Origin of the sequence: Methanolobus sp. (genome assembly GCF_016278365.1) — an archaeon.
Lineage (GTDB): Archaea > Halobacteriota > Methanosarcinia > Methanosarcinales > Methanosarcinaceae > Methanolobus.
In genome coordinates this window covers 151,108-167,045 of sequence record NZ_JADQBZ010000005.1, presented here as the reverse complement: position 1 = coordinate 167,045, position 15,938 = coordinate 151,108, and the positions used below count along the sequence as shown (strand labels likewise).

The 15,938-nt window shown below is 46.0% G+C and carries 14 protein-coding genes; 5 read left to right on the top strand and 9 right to left on the bottom strand.

The features are described from left to right. Window positions 1-52: 52 nt before the first annotated feature. The 4 genes from QZZ22_RS05915 to QZZ22_RS05900 all read left to right on the top strand — a co-directional run bounded on the left by QZZ22_RS05915 (window position 53) and on the right by QZZ22_RS05900 (window position 5,091). The gene (locus tag QZZ22_RS05915) at window positions 53-2,560 is read left to right on the top strand and encodes an oligosaccharyl transferase, archaeosortase A system-associated (RefSeq protein ID WP_292463373.1); all 2,508 of its coding nucleotides are present in this window, start codon (window positions 53-55) and stop codon (window positions 2,558-2,560) included. Window positions 2,561-2,679: 119 nt separating this feature from the next. Then, window positions 2,680-3,168 carry a 3-isopropylmalate dehydratase gene (locus tag QZZ22_RS05910; RefSeq protein WP_292463600.1) on the top strand — a complete coding sequence of 163 codons (489 nt, stop codon included), beginning with the start codon at window positions 2,680-2,682 and terminating at the stop codon, window positions 3,166-3,168. Window positions 3,169-3,202: 34 nt separating this feature from the next. Next, complete coding sequence (locus QZZ22_RS05905; protein ID WP_292463599.1) at window positions 3,203-4,093, top strand: hypothetical protein; 891 nt, start codon at window positions 3,203-3,205, stop codon at window positions 4,091-4,093. Further along, on the top strand, window positions 4,090-5,091 hold the full coding sequence (locus QZZ22_RS05900; RefSeq protein WP_292463371.1) for an isocitrate/isopropylmalate family dehydrogenase: 1,002 nt from the start codon (window positions 4,090-4,092) through the stop codon (window positions 5,089-5,091). The genes QZZ22_RS05905 and QZZ22_RS05900 overlap by 4 nt, the downstream gene beginning before the upstream one ends. A 70-nt stretch (window positions 5,092-5,161) precedes the next feature. On the opposite strand, the gene flaJ is transcribed toward QZZ22_RS05900, so the two are convergent. From flaJ to QZZ22_RS05870, 6 genes are all read right to left on the bottom strand, one after another. Next, on the bottom strand, window positions 5,162-6,817 hold the full coding sequence (gene flaJ / locus QZZ22_RS05895) for an archaellar assembly protein FlaJ (RefSeq protein ID WP_292463370.1): 1,656 nt from the start codon (window positions 6,815-6,817) through the stop codon (window positions 5,162-5,164). A gap of 9 nt (window positions 6,818-6,826) precedes the next feature. Further along, on the bottom strand, window positions 6,827-8,488 hold the full coding sequence (locus QZZ22_RS05890; protein ID WP_292463369.1) for a type II/IV secretion system ATPase subunit: 1,662 nt from the start codon (window positions 8,486-8,488) through the stop codon (window positions 6,827-6,829). A 19-nt stretch (window positions 8,489-8,507) separates the two neighbouring features. After that, window positions 8,508-9,203 (bottom strand): ATPase domain-containing protein, encoded by a 696-nt coding sequence (locus QZZ22_RS05885; RefSeq protein WP_292463367.1) that lies wholly within the window; start codon window positions 9,201-9,203, stop codon window positions 8,508-8,510. Window positions 9,204-9,214: 11 nt separating this feature from the next. Next, window positions 9,215-9,721, bottom strand: coding sequence for a flagellar protein G (locus tag QZZ22_RS05880; protein ID WP_292463365.1), 507 nt, complete (start codon window positions 9,719-9,721; stop codon window positions 9,215-9,217). Window positions 9,722-9,808: 87 nt separating this feature from the next. Next, window positions 9,809-10,240, bottom strand: coding sequence for a hypothetical protein (locus QZZ22_RS05875; protein WP_292463363.1), 432 nt, complete (start codon window positions 10,238-10,240; stop codon window positions 9,809-9,811). After that, complete coding sequence (locus QZZ22_RS05870) at window positions 10,230-11,543, bottom strand: FlaD/FlaE family flagellar protein (protein ID WP_292463362.1); 1,314 nt, start codon at window positions 11,541-11,543, stop codon at window positions 10,230-10,232. The genes QZZ22_RS05875 and QZZ22_RS05870 overlap by 11 nt, the downstream gene beginning before the upstream one ends. Before the next feature lie 451 nt (window positions 11,544-11,994). Here QZZ22_RS05870 and QZZ22_RS05865 point away from each other — a divergent pair, with 451 nt between their 5' ends. After that, window positions 11,995-13,011: a methyltransferase domain-containing protein gene (locus QZZ22_RS05865; RefSeq protein WP_292463361.1), complete on the top strand. Its 1,017-nt coding sequence runs from the start codon at window positions 11,995-11,997 to the stop codon at window positions 13,009-13,011. A gap of 1 nt (window position 13,012) precedes the next feature. On the opposite strand, the gene QZZ22_RS05860 is transcribed toward QZZ22_RS05865, so the two are convergent. From QZZ22_RS05860 to gvpD, 3 genes are all read right to left on the bottom strand, one after another. Continuing rightward, window positions 13,013-13,387 carry a response regulator gene (locus QZZ22_RS05860; RefSeq protein WP_292463360.1) on the bottom strand — a complete coding sequence of 125 codons (375 nt, stop codon included), beginning with the start codon at window positions 13,385-13,387 and terminating at the stop codon, window positions 13,013-13,015. A gap of 59 nt (window positions 13,388-13,446) precedes the next feature. Further along, complete coding sequence (locus tag QZZ22_RS05855) at window positions 13,447-14,505, bottom strand: response regulator (RefSeq protein WP_292463359.1); 1,059 nt, start codon at window positions 14,503-14,505, stop codon at window positions 13,447-13,449. A gap of 92 nt (window positions 14,506-14,597) precedes the next feature. After that, on the bottom strand, window positions 14,598-15,938 hold the full coding sequence (gvpD, locus tag QZZ22_RS05850) for a gas vesicle protein GvpD P-loop domain-containing protein (RefSeq protein ID WP_292463358.1): 1,341 nt from the start codon (window positions 15,936-15,938) through the stop codon (window positions 14,598-14,600).

Below are 15,938 nucleotides of genomic sequence, written 5' to 3'. Positions count from 1 at the left end.
TATAGAAATCTTATGTGATAAGATATATATTCTTATGAGGGAATAGGGACGCATGAACAACGCGAGATTGCCGCTTGCCAGAGTAAAAGATGATTTAACTTCCCTGTTTATAGTTTCAATATCTTTTATTATTGCATTGTGGATTAGAATACGCCCTGCTGAAACTGTGTTCTTACCGAATGGCTTTGTCAGGTTCAGCAACGATGCATTGTACCATATGCGTATGGTCGAAGTGTTAATACATAATTATCCACATGGAGTATTTTACAATCCATTGACTGTTTACCCTTATGGCAGTCTTATTCACTTTGGTCCACTTTTCGACCACATGATAGCGCTGACTGCATTAGCGATTGGGCTGGGAAACCCAAGTACTGAACTTGTTAATGTCATTGGAGCTTATTTCCCGGCAGTAATGGGTGCACTGATAGTATTCCCGGTCTATTTCCTCGGCAAACATCTAAAGGATAGAAAAACAGGTGTAATAGCAGCTGTTCTTATTGCCGTAGCTCCCGGCCAGTTTTTGAACCGCTCCATGATCATATTTACTGACCATCATGTGGCAGAGTCTCTATTCAGCACACTCTTCATTTTATTCATTATGCTCGCAATCATCGAGGCAAAAAGAATAAACCTTTCCATAAGAATGATCCAGCATAAAGAGAATCAGGCTGTAAAACCAATATTATGTGCTGCCTTAGCAGGTCTGATGTATGCAGCTTTCCAGCTCTCCTGGCCAGGAGCGCCTTTGTTCGGAATGATAGTAGTCATATTTGCTGTAATCCAATATTCAGTCGACCATTTAAATGGCAAGTCTACCGACTATCTAGGAATAGTAGGCATAATCACTTTTCTGGTAGGCCTCATATTCGTTTCTCCGTTCATAAGATCGGAGATGGGGATATCCCCTTACTTTTACTCATGGTTCCATGTACTGACAGCCTTTGCAGCAGTGCTTGCGTTCGTTTATATGAGCATTGTACATAAACAGCTGGATAAAAGGCATTTGAAGCCCATCTATTATCCTTTGGTACTTCTTGCAACAGCTGTAATGGCACTCATTCTTCTTAGAGTGGCTTCTCCCTCTTCTTACGGTGTGGTTACTTCAATTATTACAGGAATCTTTCAGATACATATCGGAGGGATGTCGACAGTAGGTGAAGCTTCCTCCATCTTCTACCGCGGAGGCGCGTTCACCCTCAGCTCGGTCTGGTACAACTTCGCCATGGGCTTCTTCATTTCAATAATCGCGATGTTCATGCTGGCCTACAGTGTCAAGAAAGATAAAAGACCGGAAGAGACGCTTGTTCTGGTCTGGACCTTCATAATGCTCCTTGCCATATACGGCCAGAATCGTTTTGCATATTACTATGCAATCAACGTCGCATTACTCTCAGGATACTTCGCAGCAAAGGTCCTGGACCTTGTAGGATGGAAGAAAATCGAGGCTGCCTACCATGACAAAGTAAAATCCATAAGGGAGATTCCAGGCTTTTTGAGCAAGAACATAAAGGCAGCCCATTTAATTACCATATTCATGCTGTTACTGCTGGTAGCCTACCCCAGTTACAGCCTTGCCATGGAGCAGTCAAAGTATGCCAGCGGAGTGAATGGCTACTGGCTTGACTCGCTCTTCTGGATGGAAGCCAACACACCAGATCCGGGCATGGATTTCCTTGAGGTATATGAAGCACCTGAAAGTGGAGAACGCTTTGAGTACCCTGACACAGCATATGGGGTGATGTCCTGGTGGGATTACGGTCATGAAATAGAGACCATTGCACGGCGATTGCCAAATGCCAACCCATTCCAGGCAGGTATTGGGGGAAGGCGTGTTAGTATCGATGATGTGAATCAGCCAGGTTCAGCCACCTTCTTCACAGCATCCTCTGAGGAAGAAGCAACGGCGGTCCTTAATGCCATCCATCCGGATCCGGACAAGGCTGCAGCACGCTACATAATCTCCGATGTGGAGATGGCGACGGGCAAGTTCTACGCTATGACGGCCTGGACACTGGACACTGAGGGCTACTATGTGTCAGTGCAGACAGACAGCGGTATTCAGCATGTTCCCGGGCAGAGATATTACGACTCAATGGAAGCAAGGCTGCACATCTTTGATGGCAGCGGCCTGCAACAATATCGCCTTGTGCATGAGTCCCCTGCAGCACCAACAGGACACACCAGCGAGACGGGATATAAGAATGTGTATAACGTGCTCTTTGGCGGCAACCTGCCCCTGACAGATTCAGGTTACGTCAAGACATTCGAGTATGTCGAAGGCGCAACCATTACAGGCACTGCACCAGCGGGAGAGACCGTGACCATCAGCAACACCATTCAGACAAATCAGGGTAGGTCATTCACCTACTCCCAGTCTGCCACATCCGACGGCACTTACTCCTTTACGGTGCCCTATTCAACAGAGGGACCAATCCCGGGAGAGACCCAGTTCGCTGTAAGGCCCACAGGTGCTTACACGATAAGTTACGGGGAAGTTACCCAGCAGGTCAGCGTTGATGAGCGCGCAGTACTGGATGGAAATGTGATAGAGGTCTGATCTGTCACATACCTTTCTTTTTTCTATTTTTTGCATAGTTCCTTGAATTGGTTTTCAAGGCATTCACCGGAACACATTTTTATCAGAGGACAGAATTGTTAAACTAAATTCAAGGTGATATATTGGACAGTATAATCAAAGGAAGAGTATGGATCTTCGGGAACGATATCGATACGGATGTCATCATACCCGGCAAATACCTTCGTACAACGGACATGCAGGTGTTTGCTGATCATGCGATGGAAGGCATTGACCCAGAGTTCCCCCGCAAGGTCAGCAAAGGTGACATAATAGTCGCAGGAGATAATTTCGGCTGCGGTTCTTCCAGGGAGCAGGCGCCCCTTGCACTTAAACATGCAGGCGTTTCCTGCGTTGTTGCCAGGTATTTTGCCAGGATCTTCTTCAGGAACGCTATAAATGTGGGACTTCCTTTGATAGAGGTGGACGTTGAGTGCAACGAAGGGGACGAGATGGAGATTAACCTCCTTGAAGGCACTGTCAGGGTCAATGGAAGGACCTGTCATGGAAACAAACTGCCGGACTTCCTGCTTGAAATACTGACCGATGGCGGACTTGTGGCGCACAGGAAAGCTGCGGCAAAAGAATGAGATCTAAACTGACACGGATAGTTACAATATGACTATGATCTTTCCTCAAGAGTACAAGAATGTGGGAGTCACTCGCCCAGTTCCCGAAGACGCTGACAGACGCATCTATTTCCTCACTGAGTACATGATTGAAGAGAACTCTTGTTCCTGTGGTGATGAGAGTGGTACATACACTCTGTACCGGGTCAGCCAGGCAGGGGACCAGCTCCTGAGGGAGGTCAGTTCTCTTGAGAGAATAGCCGGCGGTGAGGAGGTCATAAAGTACGGGAAGCAACTCAACATCAAGGACCGCGCTCTTCTGATCGAGACTGCGCATGAGCTCTGCAAGGGAAATGTCAACACGGTTATATTCACAGGCATTGATATGCATGTGACCTTTGTGCACAGGCCGGATCTCTCAGCAATACTCAATATTGAGATAGTGGATGTAGTGCCACCCGAGCCGTCCTGGCTTTCAAGTGTTCTAAGGAGGCTTGAGGCAAGCGGGGTGTTCGGGGACCTCGCAGTGAAGTTCTCGGAGAACCTGACAGACCTGCGTCGATTTGAAGGAGCAGGAACGGTATTCCCGTGCTCTTCGTCGGGACTGGAGGGTAAGTGCCTTGACTCGGATGTGATCACAGAGGATGGGTCGCTGCTTGTAGGATGTGAAATATCGAGAAGCCTTTTCGAGTCAAGATTCCCGGGAATCGATTACTCTTTTGTGAATATCTGCCCTTTTAAGTCGGACATATTTAAACCTTCAAGGCCTTTTATAACAAGATGCTGCCGCTCAGAAAAATCTGGCATTGTAACAATAAAAGGTATCAAAGGTGCTGTGGTACACTGGGGAGCATCCGAGTTCTTCGTGGCCAGTGCTGTGTGGGATCTGGTAAGGGAATTAAGGGAGCAGGAGAGCTCTTTAGATAATGTTGAGGTGATGGATTGAAACTTGCTGTTATCGAGGGTGACGGGATTGGGAAGGAAGTGATTCCTGCGGCTGTAGAGGTGCTGGACACGCTCGGACTGGATGTTGAGAAAGTGCCTGTGGAACTGGGATATGGCAAATGGGAGAAGACCGGTCAGGCTATTACCGATGATGACCTCGAAGTCCTGAAAGGATGTGACTGCATACTCTTTGGGGCTATCACTACCCCGCCTGACCCCAACTATAAGAGTGTGCTCCTGACCATCCGGAAAGAGCTCGATATGTATGCCAATATCCGCCCGATCAGGCCACTGCCCACTGTCAGGGGTATCCTTGACAGGAGTAATTTCAATTTTGTGATCGTCAGGGAAAATACCGAAGGGCTCTATTCAGGGATAGAGGAAATCGGGCAGGATATCTCCTGGACAAAAAGAGTTATCACCCGCAAGGGCTCGGAGAGGATAGCCGGTTACGCCTGTAAACTGGCAAAGGAAAGAAAGAACAGGATCGTTATTGTCCATAAATCCAATGTCATGAAATCCGACAAACTTTTTCTGGATGTCTGCCGCGAGACAGCGGCTTCACATGACGTTGACTATAGTGACGAGCTAGTGGATACAATGGCCTATAAACTTATCAGCTCGCCTGAAAAATACGATGTGATAGTCACGACTAACCTTTTCGGGGATATTCTCAGTGATATGTCTGCAGCACTCGTAGGCAGCCTCGGACTGCTCCCCAGCGCTAATATAGGCACCAAACATGCATTCTTCGAACCCGTTCACGGAAGTGCCCCGGATATCGCAGGAAAAGGCATAGCAAACCCTATAGCTGCCATACTGAGCCTTATGATGATGCTGGAATGGTATGGGCACATGTCGGAAGCTGCACTCGTTGAAGAAGCCGTAGATGCTGCTCTTACTGAGGGCATAATTACCCCCGACATGGGCGGAGCCTATACAACTAAAGAGATGACCTGTGCAGTTGTAGATCACATTAAAAAAGAGATGAGGAAATAGACTGGAAAAGACACTCCTTCACTGCCAGGCAGAAGGGCTTGAATCCCTTCCTTTTCGATATCTTATTCTGTCAAGTCATCCCAAGGAGCGAGGACACTGCTGCCATTGTCACGATTGCACTTGCTCCTGATATCCATACCATGATAACAAAGTCGATGGTGGAGCTGAGCATGTGGCCTCCGTCAACTATCCTTATGAGAATGGCAGACATCAGGGAATGGCCGATCATTATTCCAAGTACCATATTCTCAAGAGTGGTAATGTTCCCGACATTAGTGTACAGCACCATCCCTATGGACATACCTGCAGGCATTTCCACGGTTGCGAACATATCCTGCATCAGTCCCACGACACCGAGGGAAATGTACATGGTAAAGCCGATGCCTCCCGTAAGTCCATAGAGGACACCCACAAGGCTGTTTGCAGATTGGGTCCTTTTTTTCCTCAGGTTGACTATCCTGTGGAAATTTGTTGCTATAATGTCACCTATGACATCCGGCTGTCCACCAAGGTTAGTTGCCTCGACAAACATCACAGAGAATCTCTGGATGAGATTGCTCCCGATGTTTGCAGAGAAATGGTCCCATGAGGCAAACTTATCGATCCTTGTCGCCAGGAGCTTATAGAGATTGTTCACATCTGTTGTGAGAGGGCCAAAATCGTGAGACCGTAAAGCTTTCAATGCATCATCGATCAGGCCTCCCCTGGCGCCCGCAGAGCTGCCAAGGGAACGGATAAAAGCAGGAAAGTTCTCATCTTTCCGTCGAATGCCCTTTTCGATATTACGTGCAACGTGCCCCGTATAAACCAGAGGAGTGAGGAACATCGCAACAGCTATAGGGGTCTCGATCTTCCCATACATGAGAACGGCCATACCTACAATTATACAGCCTCCGACCGAGATTGGAATGGAACGATACAGTCTCAGCTTATCCTTGGTCAATGTATCAGACCTGTTCCATGCCGGATCCTGAGGAACTTTGCTCCTGGTGAACATGACCATGACAAGGTCGGTCACAAGGAAGACAACAACCACGATTGACATCAGCAGTTCCGCGTTCATGCCTGTTATCACCGGCATGATAACTGCGAAAGAAGCCAGGAAGATAAGGGACATGACCAGGGAAACGAACATTTCCTTGACTATCTCGACTGCATAGAGAGCACCATTGTACATGGATTCATATTCGTTCATGACCACGTTCTGCTCGGCGAAAAGGAAACTTTTCACGTCCTCTCCTGACTGGAGTGCATGAGCAAACCTGTCGAGGAAGTCTTCAAAAATGATAGAAGGAGTACGTTTGGAGATGAACCTGCAGGCATCAGCCAGGCTCATGTGCCAGACTGTCACAAGGTCATATATTTTTCTTGTTTCCGTCGCAAGTTCACGGTAGTCGTCATTCTCCGAAACGATACGGATGATGTCGAGACGGGGAGTTTCCGCGGTTGCTATGGAACCCATCTGAGTGATGTAGTAGTGCATATTGTTATCTATGCGCGTGGCCTTTGCAGCAAGAACGGAGAGAGGATATGAAAAGGCGAAGAAAACACATGCAAAAGTGACCAATACAGGTATGTATTTTGCAGGACCAACGAAAAGATTGGGAAGCAACGTATACATGAGAACGGCGAACACAATGCCAAACAGAACAATAGGCAGGGCAAATTTCTTTGCGTAAACCAGAGGTTCCATGCCAAGGTTCTTGAAAGCCTTCTCATAACTCATAAAGCTCACCTACACACTGAAAGGCAGGCCATCGACGCCATGCTTATAGAACTTCACTATGATATCAAGTACATCATAGTAGTCCTCTATACCCCGTGAACGCATCTCCTCCAGTATCCTTGCCCTGAGGAAAAGGTCCTGGTATATCTGCCTCTTATCCTCATAGCCCAGTTTTGTGGCAATCTTGTTCTCAAGGATATAACTGTTGTTCAGGCCCCTGAAGTTATGCTTGTCGGTTTCGGGATCCCACTGGAAAACTGCCCTGGTGACCACTCCACCTACTTCTTCATAGTATCCCTCTATCTCCTCTACTGCAAGACATCGGCGAAGGAATTTCCCCTTTCGGTAGACTGCGGATAATATCATTGCCACATTAAGGTTATCAATGAAGGTCACAGGGACATTGATAGGATCGGCTGTCAGGCGCTGTATCATCTTAGTGACCGCAGATGCGTGGAAGGTTGCCAGGACGGGGTGCCCGGTCTGCATACCCTGGAAAGCTACATTACCTTCGGCTCCACGGATCTCACCTACAATGATATAATTTGGCCTGGAACGCAAAGCAGCCTTGAGCAGAGTGAACGTATCCACCCTGGAATCCACGGGACCTTCCTCACGCGTAATCAGTTGCTGCCATACTGGCTGGGGAGGCTGGACTTCAGCTGTATCCTCAGCACTGAATACCTTTGCTCTGGGGTTGACGAACGCAAGGCAGGCATTCAGCATTGTAGTCTTTCCACTGGCGGTTTCCCCACTGAAAAAGACACTCATACCGTTCTCAAGACACATCCACATATAAGCAGCTGCTTCAGCACTTAATGCACCCCAGCTGATGAGCTGGATGATGCTGACTGGGACCTCACTGAACTTACGCATCGTGAAACTGCTACCACGTCTGCTGATATCAATACTGTAGATGATGTTGATACGTGACCCGTCTGGCAATGCACCATCTGCAATCGGGCGGGCATCGCTCACAGGGCGGCCGATACGCTCACTCATGCTCCTGAGCCAGTTATCAAGACCTTTCTCATCCCCAAAGCTCAGGTCTGTTTTTATTGTATCGAATATCTTGTGGACAATGAATACATTGTTCACGCCAATGCTGCTGATATCTTCAAGATAGGGATCCCTGATGACAGGTTCTATGGGACCGGAACCGATAATGTTCCTTTCTATATGATAAAGCAGCTTGTTGTATTCGTTCTGGGTTAAAGGAACTTTTTTTTGCACAGGTATTAGCTTGTTCAATATATCGAACTTACCTTTCTTATCATCAGCTTCTATATTCCCTCCGGCACCGATATCAACAGATTCGTCAAGGAGTCTTATTATAAGTTCCTTTAACTCGCTCTCGGAATCAGGCAGGGCTTCACTAGCTGACTTTTCAAGAATGATGCTCAGGATAATATCGTACTTTTGTTTCTCCAGGTCGTTCAGCAATGGTTCTATGCTGTAATAGCGAACCTCTCCAATTTCGGAAGTGCCATAGAGATGAATGAAAACAGGATCCCCCACAGGCAGGATGAGATTGACATTTTCCTTATTTATGTCCTTGGAAAGCTTTACCATGAAAACGGGTTCATCAGCACCGTTCTCCTGCATGAACTTCCGTACATATTCACCCAGATGCGGATTTCTCTGTATGGCTTTCTCAAACTCCAGATCCATTCAATCACCTTTACAGACATTATGATACAGAAGCTATCTCCACTACCAGGCCAACCCTTGGTTCTATCCTGAAACCTATCATCTGGCCCACCGGTCCTTTTGCTCCGGTGAACTTGTTCACCACAATCGTACGCTTGACCTCACTTCCAAGAGGTCTCGATTTGAGTGTGATGTAAACATCGCAGGAAGATCTGAACATAGAAGCTATATCCTCATCAAGCTGGTTGGGCTCTATGGTAAGGATTATCACTTTCCCCATGCCATTAAGCTTCTTGAAAAAAGATATAAGGTCAAGACTTTTTTCCGTATTTGCGCTGTATTTTATGAGCGAAGAGATTGTGTCAATTATAATGACATCTTTTTCGAATAGCTCTTCTGCAGCCATCAGTCTCTCAAGGAAATCGAATCTGGATTTCGCTGCCTGGACAAGTGGTATTACCGGGATGTACAGAAGGGAACCATTCAAAAGGTAAGGAGCTATGGGATAATCCATGGAATACATCTGATTGATAAAACCTTTTGTTGTCATCTGGGTAGATATGACAGTAACACTGACTTTATTCTCATTAAGCCCGAATGAAAGGCGTTGTGAGATGGAACTTTTACCACCACCGCTTCCACCTTCTATCACTACAAGTGAACCTACAGGAAAACCGCCGCCCAGTTTCCCATTTAGTTCGTCTCTGGGAATGTCGAATGAACATATCTTTACCATTTTTTTCTCCATTACGTTTTAAAGCTCATGCTGCCGGACTTTCCGTTCTCTGCGACAACAAGGATACGATGGTCCCCGGGATCAAGGGGGCTTGGGCTTGGAATCACACGTAACACAAGGACATCACCGGGTCTCCACACAACATCACCATCGATAAGTTCAGTTTCCAGATTTGTCGACGCAACCATGATTCCGTCTACAAGCACAGTTATAAACTCTGGTGTTAATTCGGTCCTGCCTGTGTTCTTTGCATAGAATGTATAACTGTTACCGGAGGTGTCATAGGGTACCATTAAAGGATCGTTCACTATTGTTATATCGGTCCTCATCTGTTGCGCTACCAGTTTGCTGTTCACGGAGGAAGATGAAACGATAGACTGCACATCAGATGAAAGGACTGTGATGACCCCCATAGCCAGAATGATAGCCACAATGAAAAAGATCATGTGCGTTATGGCAGTTTCTGCCCGTTGGCACCTGGAAATGCTTCCCATTGTGAGAATGTGGATGTTTTTCATGCTTTCCTACCGTCTGGTCGTGAATTGGAGAATATAATTAGAATTATAATATATTGACTATAGTATATAAATATGACACCGCCTGGCTTACACCAGATAAGTATCATAAGCTGAGATACCATTCTCAGTCACGACTTTGAGACGGTGTGTTCCGGCACCCGTAAGATCCGGCACAGTGAAGCTACGTGTCTCTTCCGGAACCCAGATAGCAGCAGATCCGTTAAAAGTGTAAGGTTCTAGATACCCATCAATAAGGACATTTAGCTCATCGAAACGGAGTGTTTCACTGCCTTTATTTGTAAGCGTTACTGTCAGATCATAAGTGCTTCCCGAAGCGCCGGGGACAGAGTGATCAATATTAATAGAAGTATGCAACCTCTTGCTCTGGAGTTGGTGCTGATCTTCTGATGCATCGTTTATAATATCAGAAGATGCACTCAGCGCGGTGTAGGAAAAGGTTCCAACCACAAGAGCCGAAACAAAAAATATAGCAATGACTACCGTCACCTCAAATCCCATAAAGCTCCTCCAGCCCGTGTTTAACCTTTGACATTTCCCTGTCTATGGAGCTTAGCATGTTGCGATCGATCTTGCGTCCGCAGAGCCTTTCTATGAACAGAAGTGACTTGGTGTGATCTTCGGGGAGCAGGCGCCATGTAGGCTTTTCTACATAGTAGTCGATGCCACGGGCATATGCCATGACTTCCGACCTGACATCCTCACTTATCCATCCTATATCCACATAATAGTCCAATGCATCCATCAGGTTGTTCCTGCCGACACGTTCCATCAGGAACTCTATCCAGTTGAGCAGGACTACAACACTTGTAGGATCGGTCCTCAGGTTTTCCAGGCGTACAAGAGGAAGGCCTTTCTTTGACCTTGTTCGGGAACTATCCTGCTCCCTGTTTTCCAATCTTTCCCCGGAAGCATTTTCTATTTCTTCTTTTGCATCACTCAAAGACTGCAGAGCACTTTTCCGTTCCAGCTCATCCACTCTTAAAGAGATATTACTTGTAGATTCTGCCAGTTCGAGTATGTTCTGGTCAATTATCTCAGTCTTGCCGGAGAGCTCCTCTGTCCGTGAGGACAGTTGCTCTATGCCCTCATGCATCATGGACATCGCATCGGCAAAAGCGTTCAGCTTGGACTCGACATCCTGCATTTTTGCACCAATCTCTTTGGAAATGCCGGGCATGTTAAGCTTATGAATGACAGTATCCATGTCGTTCTTAAAAATGACAAGCAGGTCCGCAAGTTCAGTGATCCTCTTCTCGGTCTTCTCGAATCTCTCGATAGTAGCACGGGACCCTATATCATCTCCCACGAATGGGTTTACCTGGTTGGAGACGATCTCATAGAGTGATAATAGTTCTAGCACGCTCTGGTCGATCTTGTCAACTGTTTTCCTGATCTCCTCATTATCACGTTGCACCATGCTCAGAGTTACATCGGCCTTTGAGAGCTTCGTTTCAACATCCTTGATCTTCTTGCCATGTACTTCTATGGCTTCTTTCTGCTCAGCATTGGCAGCTTGTCCAGCTCCGGGAGCACCCATACCAGGAGGCATCATCCCAGATGGTGATGGTGGCATGCCCGCAGACGAGCCCATCCCAGGAGGAGAAGAGGACTTTGTGCCTGGGAAACCAGGCTGTGAGCCGGGAGGGAAGGCAGAAGACAGGTCCGGAAGAGAATTCAAATCAGGGATACCGGAAGAAAATGGAAGGTCACCTGAACCAAAAGGCGAGCTACTGCCTTTAGCATTCTTTTTCCCCAGAATGCCGTTTGTCACCTTTTTTAAAGTATCGCTCAAGCCGGACATGGTTTCACATATAGGATTAAAGTGTAAGACATCTATAGATACTTCAATATACATGCGATATTATATAAAAATATTGAATAATAGAGAGTTATAATGCGAGGTTATCAAATTAGCTCCTGAAACCCTCCCGTTCTAATTTGACGACGTTCCTTAATATTTCACTATTTGCGTTCATCCCTGAAATATAAAGACACGGATTAACGCAAATCTACACGGATTCCATCTTTGCCGGATTCTAAGATCAACTTTTTTGCAGATCCTTGTTAATCTTGCAGATCCATGTCTCAGACAATAATTCAAAAAACAGAGGGTCTTAATGAAAAAATGAATAGGCTTTTAAATCAAAATTCTAATTGGATAACCTCAGTGTTAACTTGCTATTATGAGGACCAATTCTTGTTCTGCACAGATGACTTTAAATCATTTGAAATCCCTTTTTTCCGGGATAAGATTGCCACGTAAGAAGAGATTTGAGCACAGTATCGTTTCTGACAAGGACGGAGCTAGATTCGCAACACCTGAAGATGTTGCGAAATACAGGGCTGCAAGACTTAAATGCAGCACTATCGCAGATATCAGTTGCGGAATTGGAGGCCAGACAATCTATTTCGCAAAGGAATGCGACATGGTCTATGCAGTGGAAATAGATGCGAAGAAAATAGACTATGCGAGAAAAAACTGCAAGCTCCTTGGAATCGATAACGTTGAATTTATTTGTGGGGATGCGCTGTCAACCGAGGTGATCAGACAATTACCGGAGTTAGATATTGTCTTTTCAGATCCTGCAAGACCTGCAAGTGAGGATATGCGCGACATAGGCAATCTCCGGCCTGCAATACCTGAAGTGATATCTTCATATAACTCCATAGCATCGGATTTTGCTTTTGAGGCGCCTCCGCAGCTCACTCCAGATAGAATACCTTTTGAATGCGAGAAAGAGTATTTGTCCCTTGACGGGAAAATAAACAGGCTAAACCTTTACTTTGGCAGCCTCATGAAATGTGATACCTCAGCAGTGGCGCTGCCATCCCGTGCGCGCATCGAGTCAGTTTCAGACTCGCAGAACCTGGAACCATCTGAGAGACTTGCCTATTTTGCTTATGAACCAGAGGAATCGGTGGAAAGGGCGGGGCTTCTCTCGCAATTTGCAAATGATCTGGGAAAACAAGCTCCCGATATAAGTTTATTTCTAATTGATAGTAAGCGGTTAGTCCTCACTTCGGAACTACCCGTAGAGCATCCAATGCTGAAGAACAAGTATAAGGTGTTGAATGTTCTGGATTTTGATACTGCACTGATCAATAGTTTCCTGAAGAAGAACGGTTTTGGAACAGTCATATTAAGAGCTGCGGTGGAACCAAAAGAGTATTGGGATATACGCAACCGGTTAGAAGATAATTTAAGCGGGGACCGGAAAGCCCACCTCTTCCTTAAAGACAGAAAGGCCATCCTTTGTGAGATTCTGTGACTCACTGGGCCTTTATTCCTAAGAGGTCCCTGGTCCTTTTTATCAGTTCTTTTCTGCTGAATGGTTTTGTGATATAGTCGTCTGCCTTGAGCACATGGAGACCAAGCATCTTATCGAATTCCTGACTCTTTACAGTGAGCATCGCAACAGGAAGTCCAGGGTTCCTTTCCTTGATCTTATGGAAGGTCTCCCATCCGTTCATATCAGGCATCATAATATCCAGTAAAATCAGATCAGGCTTCTCCAGCTCCATCAGTTCAAGGCATTCAAACCCACTACTGGCACCGATAACGTTTATATCTTCGGACTCGAGGATGATCTTTACAAGATCGATGGTATCTGGCTCGTCATCTACAACCATGATTTTCGGATGCATCTTATACTCCTGTAAAAGTTATAATATACACAGTGAGAGTATATTATTGAGATATATAATTATTCCTCTACAGACCAGCCAAGCCGCCTCATGACCATTTTAATTCTGGCCTTAACCTCCCTTTTATCAAAAGGTTTGGCTATGTAGTCATCAATGCCAAGCTCCATGCCTTTTACCTTATCTTCTATCGCAGTCTTTGCGGAGATCATTATTACAGGTATATCATTTGCAGTTTTGCTTTTCTTGAGTTGCTCCACCACTTCATACCCGTCCATGTCAGGCATCATGATATCAAGTAATATCAGGTCAGGATGCTCCTTCAGGGTGATGTCGATTGCCTCTTCGCCATTATATGCGACCAGGAAATCATAAGGTTCGCTGGTGAGGGACAGTTTCAAGAGCTCCGGGATGTCAGGTTCGTCATCAACTATGAGAATCTTCAATTTGTCCCTTTTGACTTTTTTTCGGGCATACTCCAATCTGATGGAGCCATCTTCCACAAGATACCTGAAATCGAAGTCCCTGAGCCCCATCTGGGCATGTACTTCACCAATATTGGTGACATCCAGAACAACATCAAAAAAAGACTTTACCAGCATTTCGTTTTCCGGGGAAAGTATATCCCTCAGAAGCACTGAGACAATGCCCCCTTCTTGCTCATGCACTTTCTTTTCGACAAACTGCATGAATGTCTCGACAACCTGCATGGTGTCGCTGGCCAGAACGTTCATATTATCCATTACCAGCAGTGTACGCGCATTCCTCTCAAAAAGATTTGAGATATGGGATGCCATTTTGGTGTAATCTGCCGGAGAACTGCAGTAAAAGGTCCCCTGCTGGGGGGGCTTACCCGGCACTTCGATATCAATAAAGAAAAAGCGGTCCATGGAACTGCTGATATCAAACCCGAAATCCCTGAATTTCCCAAGGATCTTATCACGCGGAGAATTCAGGCATAACCATACAACACTCCGGTCAGCATCATTTAGAAGCACATCGTAGATATGAAGATAGACCAGGCGTTCGACAGAACTGTCAACCTGAGCAAAGAACAATGAACTTTTGTCTGATAGCTCCTCCCTTAGAGTTGCCAGAATTTCCTGAGTCTGATCATCCATTATCATTTACCTTTTAAACTTGTTTTGTAAATATTAGTCCTATATTCTTATTAATGTTTGGGGTATACTAAGAAAAATAACAAGATCGGAGATCATTTGATAGGGACCAGTCGGACCTGAGGATATCCGGAACCAAAATCCAGCTGGGCTACATACATCCCGGTCTTGGGGACTATACCGTACATAACAAGGGTCTTATCAACATTCTCAAACTTCCAGTGAGTAGTGGCCATATGTGCAACAGAATCAGTGATCTTCTGACCATGTTTTGCAACAGCAACCACAACATTCTCCGTCGTCTTTGTGACGGAGGCGATCTGCCCTATGACGGCGCCTATGTTCTCCCAGCCATAACTATACTCCATGCTATCAAGCCCGATATAATCAAGCAGCGGAGAGCCGTACTGGCGCATCATCTCGTGTTTTGACTGATAGAATATTTCCATGTCTTTGTAGACATTTCCGGAGAATGCTTCGACATACGGAGGGATGCGGCCCTTCTGGTCGCGTATCTCAAAACCCTTGAACTGCTTTGGGAAATTATCCCCGTTTGTGAAAGGGGATATCATTCTTTTTTCAGTCTCAACACTGGTACCCTCTGTGGGGATGCTAAGCATGGCCCTGCCCATATTGAGGTGATTTATGAATGTCGGCAACAGGATACTGTAAAATGAATCACCGACACCACTGGTGATCTCGAAAAGGTTGAAACTTCCTTTTTGATACCCCCCGCCCAGTATTTCATCAAAGTCAAGACTGCCCGTAGATATCTTGCTATGGGCAGGGTCCGTTACCGGAGATGGTACTATGGTGTTCTCGGGATAGGAAACCCTGAATGGCTCAAAACTTGTGAATACCCCTTTGTGCAGCGTGAACAGGTACCTGGACTGCGACATGCCGACTCCGCGCAGCTTAAGAAGATGAGTTTTGCGAATATCACTTCCTGCCATCTCCAGTGCTTCGACCGACACGACACCATCAACAAGGTAATCCAGAGAGCCAATATCAGTCTGTTCTGTGATCATCACAATATCTGCATTCACTTTTCTTGAAAAATCCAGGAGAAGGCGTTCCAGTTCGAACTTGTTTTCCCCCCAGTGCACCGACCTTGTGGTTGCAATGCTCAGTGAGTCAATAGAATCAACAGCTATCATCGGTTTTGAGTCGCTTGATTCCCATATAGCCTTGATACGGGAAGCAAGCATCCGCAGGAAATCCTCATTGTTGTTGAAATCCCCTTCTATCCAGGGAAATTTCCCATAGGATGAAGATTTGTCTATTCTGGGAGAGATGTAAATGCAGTTACCACTGGGACATAACTCATGCAGTATCTCAAACACGAAAGTGGTTTTACCAGTTCCCGGCTTGCCTTTAACGACAAGGGACTTCCCAAATTGAGAAGAGAAGAACTGCCTTATCTCCCCTGGAATCAT

What these genes read in the sequence shown, in the direction of transcription:
- QZZ22_RS05915 (WP_292463373.1), top strand. Translation starts at nt 53, where the DNA reads ATGAACAACGCGAGATTGCCGCTTGCCAGAGTAAAAGATGATTTAACT.
- QZZ22_RS05905 (WP_292463599.1), top strand. Translation starts at nt 3,203, where the DNA reads ATGATCTTTCCTCAAGAGTACAAGAATGTGGGAGTCACTCGCCCAGTT.
- flaJ (WP_292463370.1), bottom strand. Translation starts at nt 6,817, where the DNA reads ATGAGTTATGAGAAGGCTTTCAAGAACCTTGGCATGGAACCTCTGGTT.
- QZZ22_RS05890 (WP_292463369.1), bottom strand. Translation starts at nt 8,488, where the DNA reads ATGGATCTGGAGTTTGAGAAAGCCATACAGAGAAATCCGCATCTGGGT.
- QZZ22_RS05885 (WP_292463367.1), bottom strand. Translation starts at nt 9,203, where the DNA reads ATGGTAAAGATATGTTCATTCGACATTCCCAGAGACGAACTAAATGGG.
- QZZ22_RS05880 (WP_292463365.1), bottom strand. Translation starts at nt 9,721, where the DNA reads ATGAAAAACATCCACATTCTCACAATGGGAAGCATTTCCAGGTGCCAA.
- QZZ22_RS05875 (WP_292463363.1), bottom strand. Translation starts at nt 10,240, where the DNA reads ATGGGATTTGAGGTGACGGTAGTCATTGCTATATTTTTTGTTTCGGCT.
- QZZ22_RS05870 (WP_292463362.1), bottom strand. Translation starts at nt 11,543, where the DNA reads ATGTCCGGCTTGAGCGATACTTTAAAAAAGGTGACAAACGGCATTCTG.
- QZZ22_RS05860 (WP_292463360.1), bottom strand. Translation starts at nt 13,387, where the DNA reads ATGCATCCGAAAATCATGGTTGTAGATGACGAGCCAGATACCATCGAT.
- QZZ22_RS05855 (WP_292463359.1), bottom strand. Translation starts at nt 14,505, where the DNA reads ATGGATGATCAGACTCAGGAAATTCTGGCAACTCTAAGGGAGGAGCTA.
- gvpD (WP_292463358.1), bottom strand. Translation starts at nt 15,938, where the DNA reads ATGATTCCAGGGGAGATAAGGCAGTTCTTCTCTTCTCAATTTGGGAAG.